Here is a 15,359-nt window from a genome sequence, read left to right on the forward strand (position 1 = left end):
ACTTTAACTGGAACTTCATCCTTAGAGCCATCTGGGTAAGTTACAACAACTACTGGTGTTTTGTCCCCTGGAGTTGTGGTATCTACTGGTTCCTTGAACTTAGCGGTTGTTCCTGAAGGAAGGTCTTTGAAGTTCGCAATTGAATCTTCTGCTTTTGGTGCGTCACCAACTTTAACAGTTTGTTCCTTGGCTTTTGGTTCGTTCTTATCCGCATCGCTACGTGGATCTTTTACAGTTACTTTAACTGGAACTTCATCTGTTGACTTGTCTGGGTAAGTAACGACTACTATCGCATCTTTTTCACCCTCGGTTGCGGTATCTACTGGTATCTTATAAGCGAAGGTCGTGCCACTTGGAAGTTCACCAGCATTGTTGATTGAGTTTTTAGCGTCTGGTGTTGAACCCGGAGCAACTGTTTGTGCCTTAGCAGTCGGCGTATATTTGTCTGCTTCCCTAGCCGCTGGAGTAACTAAGTATGCTGCTGTAATCTTATCAGTAGACTTATCAGGATAAGTAATGACAAGATTTCCTCTTTGATCAACATTATATAAAGTACCTGGAGGGAAATTCGAATTTGCTTTTTCAGTTGCTGCGATAATTTTATTTTTCTCGTTTTCAGAAACATTGTTAAGATCAGCAACTTCTACCTTTTCACCTGGAACAGCATCAAGCTTCTTAGTAAGTTCCAAAACGGTAACTCTAAGGTCTCTCGTTACAAGTGCATTATTCTTACTTCTAACTGCGAAGGTCACAACAGTATCACCTGCTGGTTGGTCCCAAGCAACAGTACCTCCGTATCCGTTTTCACGTTTTTTATAGGTCTCTGTCCCAGCTGTCTCTAGGTACACACCTATTGGTGCCAAGCCACTGACACCATATGGATTGTTAGGAACCCAAAAGGTTTCCATCTTATTAGATGCTGCTACAACACCAATGTTAACAGATTCACCTGGATAAACCGTGATATGTGATCTGGTAACGAGTAGTTGGGTATTATCACTATCGTTCCATCTTGAAACACCTCCGTCTACTTCAGGCTTTTCTGCACGAGTCGCTGTTACAGGAGCGCTCTTAGGAGACTCACTTTCGCCTGCTGGTGTAGCTGTAGCTGTGATTTCGCCTACAGGAAGGCTGTTTGTTGGCGTAACTGTAGCTACACCTTGAGCATCTGCTACTGCTTGACCGATAACAGTACTATCACTATTGTAGAGTTTAACAGTTGAACCTGCTGGTGCTTGGACAGTTACATCCGTTGCAGAACTACCTTTTCCATCAAGGTTTGAAGTGATGACTGGAGCTGCTACTGCCGCACGTGCTCTACGTGGTTTAGCTACTTTAGAGCCATCTTTAATAGTTTGAGCTGCTGACAAGCTTGCAGTCGAACCATCTGCAAAAGTAACAACTACTGATCCGTCTGCTTGAACTTGAACATCAGTTGCTTTAGAGTTAGCTGCCTTAACAGCTGCTACAACTTTTGCTTTTTCTTCATCAGTAAGTGCTGCTGGATTGTAAACCACAGTCACTTCTGGAGCTTGGATGCTATCTGCTTCCTTAGCTTTTTCTGTCGTAACTACTAGTTCTTCTTTAGAATTGTGAGTAGTTTCAACCTTTTCTTCAACCACTGCTGCTGGAGCTACTTCTACAGCTGGTGCTGCATAAGTTGCATTCTCTTCAGCTGCAACCAACTTAATCACCTCTGCTGTAGAGCTATGTTCTTGCTTAGCTTCTACTGCATCTACTTTGACTGATGGAGCTACTAATGCTGCACCAACTGCAAAAACAAGCGAACAACCAAAAAGGAAATGTTTTCCCTTTTTGATCATACGCCAATTCTTTTGTTCTGAATTTTTACGATTAAAATACATTAATCTTGTCTCCTTATTTTAAAAATCATAGCATATCTTTAATATGCACTTAATATTATAAAATAAACATTTAATAATATCAATACTTTCCCTTTTTTATTTTTATACTTGTAAAATATAAAAATAAGTCCAGACATCAATGTCCAGACTCCTTTTTCTTATTCTTCAACTTCAGTTAGACTTGCTGCTTTTTCAAGATATTTTTGGTAGGTACCGTCATCCTTGAGTTTTTGGATGACCTTATCCACCACTTCTTTCAAATCAGCACTATTTTTTCTAAGGGCAACTGCATTGGCTTCGCCGTCCTTCATCTTCAAGCTGACAGTTGCGACAGCTAGGTCAGCGTTTTTAGCAGCATAACTAAGGGCAACTGGCTCATCCATGTGAACAGCATCTACTTTTCCAGCCTGCAATTCATTAACTGCTTCACCCATATTGGTTAGGGAAGTTAATTGAGCTTTTGGTAATTGTTCCTTGACCATTGATTCTGGAACAGTCCCTTTTTGGGCTGCAATATTAGCAGTTTCTAGACTAGTTAAATCCTTATATTTTTCTACATCAGCCTTACGAACCAAGAAACTAATCTTGTTTTCATAGTAAGGGATTGAAAAATCAAAGACTTCTTTTCTTTCGTCAGTAGCGCTAATTCCCGCAACTGCTAGATCTGCCTTACCAGTTTGAAGACTGGTCAAGACATTGTCAAAACTCATGCTTGAAATTTCCAACTTCACCCCAAGTTCATCAGCGATAGCTTGGGCCATATCAATATCCGCACCGACTACCTGGTTTTTTCCGTCAACCAAGGCTTGGAATTCAAAGGGTGCATAGTCAGGACTGGTCGCCACAACTAATTTCCCCTTTTGCTTAATGGCTTCAACAGCTGACTGAGAACCATTCGAACTTGACTGGCAAGCCACTAAGAAGAAACTTGCAAGAAAGCTACATAAAACAAATATCCATTTTTTTAATTTCATAAATAAACAACCTCTCTGTTAATTTTGTATAATTATAACGCTACTCAAGATGTTTGTCAAGTATTTTTTGAATTTTTATCTTAAAAATATTTTTTTCATTCAAAAAAGGAGCTATCAGTTAATTTCAAGCTCCTTTTTATACAGAATGAAACTATTTTATAGTTCGACAATCTTACCTGTTTCAAAGTAAACAACCCATTCACAGATATTTTTGGCATAGTCTCCAATACGTTCCAAGAAAGCAATCACTTGGAAGTAATCACGACCTGTAACGATAGCATCTGGATTTTTCTTGATTTCTTCTGTAGCCAAATCACGAATGCTATCAAAATAATGGTTGATTTTTTCGTCCATTGCTGCTACTTCATAGGCCTGGTCCACTGAACCATTCAGATAGAGTTCAAGGGCTGCTTCGACGAAATTCTTAACATCGCGACCCATCCTCTTGATTTCTTCTTCAACAGCTGGAATACGTTGTTCTCCCTTCATACGAATTGCTGCTTTTGCAATGGAAACAGCATGGTCTCCCATACGTTCCAAGTCAGATACCGCTTTTAAGACTGTTAGAACTGTACGCAAGTCTTGAGAAACGGGTTGTTGAAGGGCAATCATTTCAAATGATTTCTTCTCCAATTTCACTTCGTATTCGTTTACTTCTGCATCGTCTTCGATGACTTCCTTGGCCAAATCACGGTCATGTGTAACAAAGGCACGCACTGTCCGATTGATTTGGGATAGCACCTCTTGTCCCATAGCATAGAACTGGTTGTGTAATTTCTCTAAATCTTCCTCAAATTGAGAACGTAACATCATTTATCTCCTTATCCAAATTTTCCTGAAATATAATCTTCTGTTTCCTTGTGTTGTGGGTTGAGGAACATCTTCTTGGTATCGTTAAACTCGACCAAATTCCCATCAAGGAAAAATCCTGTCTTGTCAGAGATACGAGAGGCTTGTTGCATGGAACGCGTAACCAAGAGCATGGTGTATTTATCTTTTAGAGCATACAAGGTTTCCTCAATCTTACCAGCCGAGATAGGATCCAAGGCTGAAGTCGGTTCATCCAAGAGAATGATTTTAGGACTAGTTGCCAAAACACGGGCAACACAGACACGTTGCTGTTGTCCACCTGAAAGCCCGATTGCTGAATCATGCAGGCGATCCTTGACCTCATCCCAGATGGAAGCTCGTTGCAAGGCTTTTTCCACTGCTTCATCCAGAACCTGCTTATCCTTAACTCCATTGATACGAAGCCCATAAACAACATTTTCGTAGATAGACATAGGGAAGGGGTTTGGTTGTTGGAAAACCATACCGATTTCCTTACGCAATTCAACTGTATCTGTACGTGGGCTGTAAATATTGTGGCCATTGTAAACCACCGAACCAGTTGTGGTCACCTCTGGATTGAGATCCCCCATGCGGTTGATAGCTTTGAGAAGAGTTGACTTTCCTGAACCAGATGGACCAATCAAGGCTGTAATTTCCTTAGGTTGGAAAGATAAGGAAACACTATTCAAGGCCTTTTTTTGATTGTAGTAAACGGACAGGTCCGATACCTGTAAAATCGCTTCTGTCATACTGTTTCCTTTCTATCCAAAGTGTCCTGTTACGTAGTCATTGGTTGACTGTAATTTTGCATTTTGGAAAATATTAGAGGTCTTATCGTACTCGATCAAGTCACCCAAGTAGAAAAATCCTGTGTAGTCACTAGCACGCGCAGCCTGCTGCATACTGTGGGTCACGATGATGATGGTATAGTCCTTCTTTAATTCCAGCATGGTTTCTTCCAGCTGGGCTGTCGCAATCGGATCCAAGGCAGACGCCGGCTCATCCATTAAGAGGATATCCGGTTTAACAGAGATAGCACGAGCGATACAGAGACGTTGTTGCTGTCCACCTGATAGGGTCAAGGCTGACTTGTGCAAATCGTCTTTGACCTGGTCCCAAAGGGCAGCTTGACGAAGAGAGGTTTCCACAATTTCATCCAAGACTTGCTTGTCCTTAACCCCTGCACGTTCATGGGCAAAAGTGATATTTCGGTAGATAGATTTGGCGAAGGGATTTGGTCGTTGGAAGACCATTCCAATGTGCTTACGCATTTCATACACGTTGATTTCTGGACGGTTGACATCAATCCCTTGATAGAGAATTTGACCTGTTACCTTGGCAATATCAATGGTATCATTCATACGGTTGAGACTGCGGAGGTAGGTTGATTTTCCTGAACCAGAAGGGCCAATTAAGGCTGTGATTTTATTTTTTTCAAATTGCATATCGATGCCCTTGATGGATTCTTTTTTACCGTAGTAAACATGTAAATCCTTAGTAGAGAGGGCCACTTTCTCTTCAGGAAAGGTGATGATATGCTTTTCATCCCAATTATATTTTGACATGGCTTCTCCTTTAGGCAGCGGTTAATTTCTTATGTAGGTAGCTTCCGAGTTTGCGGGCTCCAAAGTTAAAGATGAGAATAAAGATGAGGAGCACAGCGGCAGAACCTGCTGATACGATGGTTCCATCTGGAATGGTTCCTTCACTATTGACTTTCCAGATGTGGACAGCCAAGGTTTCTGCTTGACGGAAGATAGAGATTGGGCTGGTCACACTGAGAATATTCCAGTTAGACCAGTCAAGGGCTGGAGCGGATTGTCCTGCTGTATAGATAAGAGCAGCGGCCTCACCAAAGATACGACCAGAGGCCAAGACAACTCCAGTGACAATACCTGGAAGGGCTTCTGGAATGACCACATGGACCACAGTCTCCCAACGAGAAATTCCAAGGGCCAAACCAGCCTCACGCTGCGTATGGTGAACGTGTTTCAAGCTGTCCTCAACATTACGAGTCATCTGAGGCAGGTTAAAGACTGTCAAGGCCAAGGCACCTGAAATGATTGAAAATCCATACTCAAACTGAACTACAAAGATCAAGTAACCAAATAGACCCACAACCACTGATGGCAGTGAAGACAAGATTTCAATACAGGTTCTGACAAAATTGGTCACAGGACCTTTTTTAGCGTATTCAGCTAGGAAAATCCCAGCTCCCATAGACAAGGGCACAGAAATAATCAAGGTAATGACCAAAAGGAAGAAGGAATTATAGAGCTGAATTCCAATCCCTCCGCCTGCTTGGTAAGAAGATGATTTGCCAGTCAAGAAAGGCCAAGAGATGTGGGGCAAACCACGAACCAAGATATAAAGAATCAAGGATGCCAAGATGGCAACAATAATTCCTGCAATCGAGTAGAGGACAGCTGTTGCAATTTTATCTAATTTCTTAGCGTGCATAGTTTTTCTTTCCTCTTTCTTTCGTAATCAATTTAATCACACTGTTGAAGGCCAAACTCATCAAAAGCAAGACTAAGGCCAGTGACCAGAGAACGTTATTGTCAACGGTTCCCATAACGGTATTTCCGATACCCATGGTCAAAACAGAGGTCAAGGTCGCAGCAGGTGTTGTTAGTGAAGTTGGGACAACAGCTGAGTTTCCAACCACCATCTGAATAGCCAGAGCCTCACCAAAGGCACGCGCCATTCCAAAGACCACTGCAGTGAAAATCCCTGAACGCGCTGCCTTCAAGGTCACGCGCCAGATGGTTTGCCAACGAGTGGCTCCCATAGCCAAACTAGCTTCGCGGTAGTGACGAGGCACCGCACGCAAGCTGTCCGTTGTCATAAAGGTTACCGTTGGTAAAATCATGACAAAGAGAACGAAAATCCCTGACAAGATCCCAAAACCAGTTCCACCAAAGACACTACGGACAAAGGGAACTACGACCTGCAAACCGATAAATCCATATACGACTGAAGGGATCCCGACAAGCAATTCAATAGCTGGCTGTAAGATTCTAGCACCTTTTGGTGAGACCTCGGTCATAAAGACTGCCGCACCAATGGCAAAAGGAGTTGCGATAAGAGCTGATAGGATTGTGACAATAAAGGAACCCAAAATCATGGGAAGGGCACCAAATTGTTTACCTGAAGGATTCCAAGTTTGGCCAAAGAGGAAATCAAAGATATTGACCCCATTAACAAAGAAGGTCGACAAACCTTTTTGGGCTACGAAAATCAAAATCATAGCCACAATGATGACAATCAAAGACAGACAGGCAAAGGTCAAGCCTTTTCCTAGTTTCTCTAGACGAGAGTTCTTTGAGGGAGAAAGTAATTTTTTAGCTAATTCTTCTTGATTCATTAGTGACTCCCTTCTAGTGCTGTCACCGTTCCTACAGCATCTTTTTCAACCTTCATTTCCTTAACAGAAATATAGCCCATTCCCTTAACGATTCCACTTTGCGCTTCATCTGAGAGGACAAAGTTGAGGAATTCTGCCACCAATTCATCTGGCTGACCTAAGGTGTACATGTGTTCATAAGACCATAAAGGCCAGTTATTGCTTGTAACATTTTCTGCAATCGGCTCATAGCCATTCAACTTCATACGTTTAACCGAATCATCCACATAGGCAAAGGCTAGGTAAGAAATGGCTCCTGGTGTCTGAGAAACAATGTTTTTGACCATCCCATTTGAATCCTGTTCTTGACTCTGCACGGCAGATTGACCATCCATAATAACACTATCAAAGGTTGCACGTGAACCAGAACTTGCCGCGCGGTTGATAATGGAAATGGCTAGGTCTTTCCCACCGACTTCTTTCCAGTTGGTCACTTGACCTGTAAAGATGCTACGGAGTTGTTCAGTTGTCAGATTTTCAACGTCAACTTCTTTGTTTACAATCACTGCCAAGCCCGCTACAGCAACCTTATGGTCCACTAGAGCGGATGCGTTGATACCGTCTTTTTCCTCGGCAAATACGTCTGAATTTCCTACATCAACGGCTCCAGACTGAACCTGAGACAGACCTGTACCAGATCCTCCACCTTGGACGTTGACTGTTTTTCCAATATGCAGAGAGCCGAATTCATCTGCTGCTGCTTCGACCAAGGGCTGAAGAGCCGTTGAGCCAACAGCTGTCATGGATTCCCCACGATCAATCCAGCTAGCACATCCCGCCAAAGAACCTGCTAGCAAAAGAGCCGCAAGGGATAGAGCGAGTTTTTTCCTTTTTTTCACTGTTTTTCTCCTTGAAAATATTGGTGAATGCTGTGAATTTTTTCAACTATTTATTTATGTTTTTATTTTTTAAAATTGGGAGCCAACTGAAGTTGCTAGCTTGGTTTTACTAGTAATTTGCTCAGTTACCTTGCCCACCAATTTTGACTTAAAATGAAAGACAATTTGAAAAAAATCCATACTTCCACTATAACATAGACAAGCTACTTTGACTAGCATTTTCACTTGAATCTGAGGCCTTTTGGAAAATAATTTTTCAAAACATTTCCAGTCACCTTAGCAAAGCCCAAACCATTGCCTTGAACCAAAACTTGATACCAACCATTTGGCAGACTTTCCGCCAGCTGAACGGTTTCTCCAGCCACATACTTTACAAACCCTTCTTGGTCAATTTCAACCGACTGTTTGACCTGACTCGGTTTCAAGGCTAGACCAAGAGCAAAACTAGGCTCAAAGCGTTTCTTCTTAAAAGTACCCAGATGCAGTCCATTGCGAGCAATCTTGAGTTTCCCTAAATCTGGCAAGAGTTCTGGCAAGAGATAGAGTTGGTCACCAAAAGTCTGCAAAATTCCCCTTAGATTGATTTTCAAGTGTTTTTGGGCAAATTCCTGCCACAAGGCAACTTGTTCTCGGCTAAGATTACTCTTACTTGCCTTAAATTTAGGTGCTGGATTGTCACCTTTAAATTGTAAATGAGCGACAAACTGCCCCTCTCCCTTAAACTGATGAGGGTACATCCGAGCTGTTTCTGGCAGATCAATACCAGCTACCATTCCATTGATATGCTCAACTGGTAGCAAGTCAAAATCATACTCTTCCAGTAGCCAATTGACGATCTCTTCGTTTTCCTCGGGTGCCCAGGTACATGTTGAATAAACCAGACGACCTCCCTCTGCTAGCATGGTCACTGCATCTTCCAGAATTTCTCTTTGAAGACTAGCACATTGACTTGGATAATCTAAGCTCCAATAGTCCATAGCATCTGGTTGCTTACGAAACATCCCTTCACCAGAGCAAGGGGCATCAAGAACGATTAAGTCAAAATAGCCTTTAAAAACCTTGGCCAAGCGGTCAGCAGATTCATTGGTCACCACGACATTTGTCGCTCCAAAGCGCTCCATATTTTCAACCAAAATCTTAGCCCGTTTGCTTGAAATTTCATTGGAAACAAGCAGCCCCTCCCCAGCTAGATAGGCTGCTAGTTGAGTGGATTTGCCACCCGGTGCAGCGGCCAAATCCAAGACCTTCATACCAGGACTGGGCTGGGCTACCTGAGCCACCATTTGAGCAGCAGGCTCTTGCGAATATACTAAACCTGTAGCATGCTCAGGCGATTTTCCTGAAACCTTACCATAGTGACCCCAAGGAGTTTGAGGAATAGCATCAGGAAAGGAAACTGGCGCTTCTTTTAAAGGATTGACCCGAAAGGCCGAAACCGCTTCCTCCTCAAAAGAGGCAAGAAAATCTCTTGCCTCATCTCCTAGTATCTCTTCATATTTTTCAACAAATCCTTCTGGAAATTGCATTTAAGTTCTTTTCCTTTCGTAAATATAGGACTGAATTTCCTCCTGCATCTCAAGAGGTAGCATCATGATCGGCTGTCTGGTTTGAAAATCAGGAGCTTCACCAGAAAGGGTCACCACCCGATAGCCCAGACTTTCCCCTAAAATACTAGCCGCAGCATAATCCCATGGTTGCAGATAGGTGACATAGGTCAACAAACGCCCTGACAAAATCTTGGCAAAACTAATGGCCGCACTTCCATAGACACGAACACCAAGAACCGCTCGGCTCAAATCAGCCAACCCCCATTCATTGGTTTCCAGCATACCACTATTCCCTGCAATAAGGAAATCTCCAAGTGGTTTTTCTTGAAAGGGAGCTAGGGGCTTATTATTTCGACAGACTGGAAACTTACCACCACCGTGATAACAATCCCCCTTGACCACATCATAAATCAAACCAAACTGTCCCTGACCATTTTCAAAATAAGCCATCATAACAGCAAAATCTTCCTGCTGGGCGACAAAGTTATTGGTACCATCAATGGGATCAATGACCCAAACCTTGCCCTCTTGAACCGAGGCTCTCAGACAACCTTCTTCAGCACAAATCTTATCCTTAGGATAACGGGACAAAATCTCACTAACCAAAAGTTCCTGAACTTCCTTGTCCAGTCTGGTCACCAAATCCGTTGGAGAGGACTTGGTTTCAACACACAAGTCTTCCTGCATATGGTCAAGGATGTACTGACCTGCTTTCTTAACAAGCTCTTTAGCAAATTCAAATTTACTTTCCAAGAGAAATCTTTCCTTCCCCTTTTTCCTTGGCAGCCTGAACTGCTCGGTAAAGCGAATAGCCACTAACTGTTTCAAATTCTCGTCCCAAACGTTTTTCTTCACTCTTGCTTGGCACGACAGACTTGAATCCCTTATAGGAGTCCAGTAACTTTTTAGCTTCTACCTTGCCTTCATAGGCAGCTTCAACATCATTAAAAAAAGAAAGCACTGAAGCAAGTTCTTCAGTGCTCCACGACAAATCTAGTGGGTAACTATACTGTTTGTTCATTAACTAATACCAGCTCTCATTCTTGCTTCTTTTAGTTCTTGCTTACGGTAACTACGAGGGAGAAAAGCACGAATCTCATCTTCATTAAAACCGATTTGCATGCGTTTGGCATCAATAATAATTGGACGACGTAAAAGACTAGGGTACTGCTCAATCAAATGAAGCAATTCCGATACCGAAATACTCTCTACATCAATATTCAATTTTTGAAAAATTTTTGAACGAGTTGAAATGATGTCATCAGTACCATTTTCGGTCAAGGAAAGGATATGTTGCAATTCTTTTCTTGTTAAAGGACTGGTCATAATATTGTGTTCCACAAAGGGAACCTTATGTTTTTCTAACCAGGCCTTAGCCTTACGACATGATGTACAGCTCGGTGATAGAAATAGTGTAATCATGCTTTTCTCTTCTTATCTATACTTTGCTATTTCTATTATACACAAAAATAAAGCGCTTGACTAGCGATTTTTTAAAAAAAGCCTATTTTTCAAGAAAAATAGGCTGTTCGCGAACGATTGATACAATTGGATTTGGTTAATTCACTCTTAACGATGGTTTCAAATGATATACAATTTTATATATACAAATTAAAAACAGCCTTCAGTTCACTTCCTACGACTTTTCAAATAAAGATAGCCAAAGAAGCTTTCATAGAGGGCGAAAAAGAGGAGGAAGGCATGAAGGAAGAAGGTCTCTGGCAAAATCAGAATCACTGGATCCTTAGCTGGGTCAAAAAGCCAGGTATCATCTCCCACAAAGAGAATTTGATGGAAAAGAGTAAAGAATTGGTCAAAACCAATCAACACTCCCCCAAGCCCAATCAGTAAAGGCAAAACCACTAGAGCCAAAAGCCCTTTACCAAATAGAGACAAGAAGCCTTTTTTCACAATCCTATTGACAAAGAAATAGAAACTTGGCAATGTTACTAAAGCCACTAGCTGCACTAAGTGAAAGAGATTCTTGACCACCGCAAAGTGGTGCAGACCAGCTGCTGACGAACGAAAATCTGGCATCTGCAAGACCTGACTAAAAGGATTGGTCAGGTAATCCATCAAGATATGAAAGTTATATTGAATGGTTTCTGGTTTTAGATAAACCCGATCTGTTAAATTCAGCCACTGAATTTCCAGCGGATAAAAAATCCAAGCCAGATAAATGGTCAGAAGGATAGAAAGAGAGAGGAGAAAGAGCATAGAGCCCCAAAAGGTCAGTTTAGTTTTCATCGAAGTTCCACTCCGCAAGGCTAGAAACCACATGAGTCGGTGCGATTGGCAGGTCTGCTACTTCTTCTGCCTTGGTAAAACCTGTTGTCACCAAGAGCGTTGGAATGCCATTGTCAATCCCTGCTCGGATATCAGTCAGGTAGTTATCTCCGACCATGATTAACTCTTCACGTTCCAAACCTAAGTGCTCAACCGCCTTTTCCATAATGATGGCATTTGGTTTTCCGATATAAACAGGCTTCACTCGTGTTGCTACTTCAAGCAGGGTAATCAGTGAACCAGCACCTGGCAAAAGACCGCGCTCTGTCGGGATGTTGAGATCAGGGTTGGTTCCGATAAAGTGAGCTCCCTTTTGAATGGCAAGAGTTGCTGTCGCAAATTTTTCATAGTCGACTTGCCAGTCTAGACCTACTACCACATAGGCAGGATTTTCCTTGTCTTCCACATAACCAGCCGCCTTGATGGCTTCCTTGAGACCTGTTTCTCCGATGACATAGACGGTCTTTTCAAGCCCCAAGTCGTTCATATAGTCGATAGTGGCCAAAGTAGCTGTGTAGACAGTCGATAGGGGCGTATCAATATTAAAATTCTGAGCCAACATCTCTTGAACACTCTCTGGAGTGCGGGTTGTATTGTTGGTCACAAAAAGATAAGGGATGTCCCGCTTTTGCAATTCATGGACAAAAGCCTCCCCTGCTGGAATTCGGTCTCTCCCCTTATAAATAGTTCCGTCTAGATCAATTAAATAGCCTTTATATTTCATCTATCTCTCCCTAATCCTTTTTTATTTCTTGCCAAGTGATAATTGCTTGGGCATTGGTAGAACCGTCGCTTGTAATCTCATGCTTGCTTTCCAGTCCAGTCCGTTCAACAGCCGATGTAATCACCCCACCTGGTCGAACTTCCTTGACATACTTGAGGTTGATTTTCTTGGGAATATAGTGGGTCAAAAAATCTGCTCCCATGACCTCAAAAATCCAGTCCAAGTATTTACTGTTATTAACATGGCCATTCATATCCAAATCGTAAAAACGAACATGGTAATCCTTGCTGATTGGATTTTCCAAACTTTGATATTTAGGTCCTCGAAGCAATTTTTTGGAAAACTCAGACTGGTAAGGAGCCACAATATCAGGTTCTACTGCATGGACTTTTCGACTGTCTCGATCCATGAGAACAAAGGTCACCATCATGTGGATGAGCTCCTGACCTGCTTCATCATAAATGGTAAAGCGACGGTAGCAAAAAAGTCTATTGTAGCTTAGGGCTTCCGTTTCGATAGTGATTTCTTCCGCAAAACGAGGCAAACGAACCACCTCAATATCATAGTCTGTGATAATCCAGACAAGATTATAGTTTTCCAAAATGGCCTTATCACTAACTCCCAACTCAATCGACTGCATCCCTGAAACTTGCAAGGAGAGCAAAATCACATCTGGAAGCTTGATATGACCATTCATATCAGCCATATCAAAAGGAATTTTCATTTTCATTTGATAAGTTAAGCCCATGATCCTACTCCAAAATAAATCGTTCTGCTACGGTGTCTCCCAAAAAGAGACCTCTCTTTGTCATACGCACACAGTCACCCTCTATTTGCATGAGACCTTGTTGAACCAAGTCTCTGACAACTTCTCCATATAGTTCATCAAAAGATCGGCCAAATTTTTCCTCAAATCGCGCCATAGAGACCCCTGATTTCTTGCGAAGACCCAGGAACATTTCTTCTTCCATCTGCTCCTTTTGACTCAGGTGCTCTTCTGTGATGCGAGCATTGCCTTCTTCAACTGCACTCAGATAATGACGAATCGGACCATGATTTTTATAGCGCACGCCATTTACATAACCAGATGCCCCAGCACCAATGCCATAGTACTCAGCATTGTCCCAGTACATGAGATTGTGGCGACTTTCAAAACCGGGTTTGGAGAAATTGGAAATCTCATAATGCTCAAAACCAGCTCGCTCCAGCTCTGCGATGATATACTCAAACATCTCAGCCTCCAGTTCCTCCTTAGGCAGAGGCAATTTCCCTCGTCGCATACGATTCATAAAGACTGTATGGTTTTCTAAAATCAAGCTATACAAACTCATATGGGGAATATCCAGTCCAATGGCCTTAGCCACATTGTCCTTGACCTGCTCCATGGTCTGGCCAGGCAGTGCATAAATCAAATCGATAGAGATATTGTCAAAACCAGCCAGTTTCAGACGGTCGATATTTTCATAAATATCTTTCTCTAAATGACTGCGCCCAATCTTTTTCAGCATCTTGTCATCAAAAGTCTGCACACCTAGCGAAACACGATTGACAGGCGAGTTCTTCAACACAGCTATTTTATCCTCATCCAAGTCCCCTGGATTGGCTTCAATGGTCAATTCTTCCAAGGAAGACAAGTCCAAGTTTTTAGTCAAGCCCTTCAATAACACCTCTAGTTGTGACGCTGACAGGGCTGTCGGTGTCCCACCACCGATGTAAAGGGTTCGTAACTTTTGAATGTCATAAGAACGAAACTCTTCCAGCAGATGCTCCAAATAGCTATCTACCGGCTGATTTTTGATGAAAACCTTTGAAAAGTCACAATAATAACAAATCTGGGTACAAAATGGGATGTGCACATAGGCTGACGTTGGTTTTTTCTGCATAGTCTTATTATACCACAAAAAGCGAACAATACTTAGAATTCCGTTTAACAAAATCCTAGCATTGTTCGCTTTCTTTATCTAATCATTCTTTGTATTTTATGGATAAAACAACTATCAGAATCAATCTAGTTCGTTGTTAAAACACAAAAGAATGAATGTTCATCTGACTAAATTTTTAGTCTTCTTTTTTCTTACGAGCTACAAGTCCAAATCCACTCAATAGTCCAAGAAGTCCTAGAGATGCAAGAGCAGCATTTGATTCTGTTCCTGTATTTGGCAATACATTTTGAGAATCATTTGACTTAGCTCCATTATCAACAGTAGTCTTAGTATCTACCTGATCTGCATTTGGAGTTGGAGTAGCTGGTGCTGGTGCAGGTGTATCTTGACCAGAACCTCCATTAGTGTCAGGTTTGACTGGCGTATCAGGTGTCACTGGTGCAACTGGAATTGTATTTGTATTTGAACCTACTTTTCTGAAAATGTGGGTAATTACTGGTTCATTTTCATCAATCATTGTTCTTACAAATTCATATCCTGGAATTGAGCCATGTTCAGCATCCTTTTCATTGCCTGTCTTAACAGATGGTTTCAATACATTTCCATCTTCATCAATCCAGCGAACCTCAATAGTTAATTCTGGTAAAGTGATTGGTCCTGGTAGTTCACCGTTTTCAGCTATTACCTTACCTGGTGTTGTTACTGGAACTTCTACTGTTGGTTGACCTGGTTCTGTAATCTCACCTGTACCTGGGACATCTTTCTTAGGAAGGTTGTCATTTGGTACTTTACCTTTACCGTTTTCACCGATTTCAACAGTGATTGGGCCATCTTCACCTGGGATTTCTACCGTAGTTCCTGGTGGGTATGTTGAGCCATCTGGTTTCTTAGGTGTTACTGTAACGTCACCTGTCTTAGGATCTTGTTCAACATCTACTGTTGGTGTCTTACGAGCTGGTGTTGTTACATCTACTGGTTGTGATGGTTTCTTGTTAGGTTCTGTT

At 42.0% G+C, this 15,359-nt stretch carries 17 protein-coding genes; all 17 read right to left on the reverse strand.

Translation table 11 applies throughout. The annotated features are described in order from the left end of the window. Positions 1–1,865, reverse strand: a 1,865-nt coding sequence (locus HT731_RS08765; RefSeq protein ID WP_275690314.1) for a Rib/alpha-like domain-containing protein, incomplete at its 3' end; no start/stop codon positions are given. Between the two features lie 158 nt (positions 1,866–2,023). Then, the gene (locus HT731_RS08770; RefSeq protein ID WP_173278578.1) at positions 2,024–2,839 is read right to left on the reverse strand and encodes an ABC transporter substrate-binding protein; all 816 of its coding nucleotides are present in this window, start codon (positions 2,837–2,839) and stop codon (positions 2,024–2,026) included. Between the two features lie 156 nt (positions 2,840–2,995). Beyond that, entirely contained in the window at positions 2,996–3,649 is a 654-nt protein-coding gene (gene phoU / locus HT731_RS08775; protein ID WP_000946458.1) for a phosphate signaling complex protein PhoU, read from the reverse strand. A gap of 11 nt (positions 3,650–3,660) precedes the next feature. Then, entirely contained in the window at positions 3,661–4,419 is a 759-nt protein-coding gene (gene pstB / locus HT731_RS08780; protein WP_173278580.1) for a phosphate ABC transporter ATP-binding protein PstB, read from the reverse strand. Between the two features lie 12 nt (positions 4,420–4,431). Then, positions 4,432–5,235: a phosphate ABC transporter ATP-binding protein PstB gene (pstB, locus tag HT731_RS08785; protein ID WP_033676766.1), complete on the reverse strand. Its 804-nt coding sequence runs from the start codon at positions 5,233–5,235 to the stop codon at positions 4,432–4,434. Between the two features lie 10 nt (positions 5,236–5,245). Beyond that, on the reverse strand, positions 5,246–6,130 hold the full coding sequence (gene pstA / locus HT731_RS08790; protein WP_173278582.1) for a phosphate ABC transporter permease PstA: 885 nt from the start codon (positions 6,128–6,130) through the stop codon (positions 5,246–5,248). Continuing rightward, entirely contained in the window at positions 6,120–7,037 is a 918-nt protein-coding gene (pstC, locus tag HT731_RS08795; protein WP_001070903.1) for a phosphate ABC transporter permease subunit PstC, read from the reverse strand. The genes pstA and pstC overlap by 11 nt, the downstream gene beginning before the upstream one ends. Then, a complete protein-coding gene (locus tag HT731_RS08800) occupies positions 7,037–7,915 on the reverse strand; it encodes a phosphate ABC transporter substrate-binding protein PstS family protein (protein WP_173278583.1) in 879 nt (292 codons plus the stop codon). The genes pstC and HT731_RS08800 overlap by 1 nt, the downstream gene beginning before the upstream one ends. Positions 7,916–8,136: 221 nt before the next feature. Beyond that, a complete protein-coding gene (locus HT731_RS08805) occupies positions 8,137–9,441 on the reverse strand; it encodes an RsmF rRNA methyltransferase first C-terminal domain-containing protein (RefSeq protein ID WP_173278585.1) in 1,305 nt (434 codons plus the stop codon). Continuing rightward, positions 9,442–10,215, reverse strand: a complete 774-nt coding sequence (locus HT731_RS08810) for an inositol monophosphatase family protein (RefSeq protein WP_173278587.1) — start codon at positions 10,213–10,215, stop codon at positions 9,442–9,444. Further along, the gene (locus tag HT731_RS08815) at positions 10,205–10,483 is read right to left on the reverse strand and encodes a UPF0223 family protein (RefSeq protein WP_001041979.1); all 279 of its coding nucleotides are present in this window, start codon (positions 10,481–10,483) and stop codon (positions 10,205–10,207) included. The genes HT731_RS08810 and HT731_RS08815 overlap by 11 nt, the downstream gene beginning before the upstream one ends. Further along, positions 10,483–10,884 (reverse strand): Spx/MgsR family RNA polymerase-binding regulatory protein, encoded by a 402-nt coding sequence (locus tag HT731_RS08820; protein ID WP_000631259.1) that lies wholly within the window; start codon positions 10,882–10,884, stop codon positions 10,483–10,485. Before HT731_RS08820 ends, HT731_RS08815 begins: the two co-directional genes overlap by 1 nt. A gap of 207 nt (positions 10,885–11,091) precedes the next feature. After that, the gene (locus tag HT731_RS08825) at positions 11,092–11,709 is read right to left on the reverse strand and encodes a TIGR01906 family membrane protein (RefSeq protein WP_153226488.1); all 618 of its coding nucleotides are present in this window, start codon (positions 11,707–11,709) and stop codon (positions 11,092–11,094) included. Further along, entirely contained in the window at positions 11,699–12,472 is a 774-nt protein-coding gene (locus HT731_RS08830) for a TIGR01457 family HAD-type hydrolase (protein WP_173278589.1), read from the reverse strand. Before HT731_RS08830 ends, HT731_RS08825 begins: the two co-directional genes overlap by 11 nt. 10 nt (positions 12,473–12,482) lie before the next feature. Further along, on the reverse strand, positions 12,483–13,220 hold the full coding sequence (locus HT731_RS08835) for an acyl-[acyl-carrier-protein] thioesterase (protein ID WP_173278591.1): 738 nt from the start codon (positions 13,218–13,220) through the stop codon (positions 12,483–12,485). A gap of 4 nt (positions 13,221–13,224) precedes the next feature. After that, complete coding sequence (gene hemW / locus HT731_RS08840) at positions 13,225–14,355, reverse strand: radical SAM family heme chaperone HemW (protein ID WP_173278593.1); 1,131 nt, start codon at positions 14,353–14,355, stop codon at positions 13,225–13,227. Positions 14,356–14,530: 175 nt separating this feature from the next. After that, positions 14,531–15,359: LPXTG cell wall anchor domain-containing protein (locus tag HT731_RS08845; protein WP_173278595.1), on the reverse strand; the 829-nt coding region annotated here is incomplete at its 5' end.

Source organism: Streptococcus sp. k-163 (assembly GCF_013277555.1).
Taxonomy (GTDB): domain Bacteria; phylum Bacillota; class Bacilli; order Lactobacillales; family Streptococcaceae; genus Streptococcus.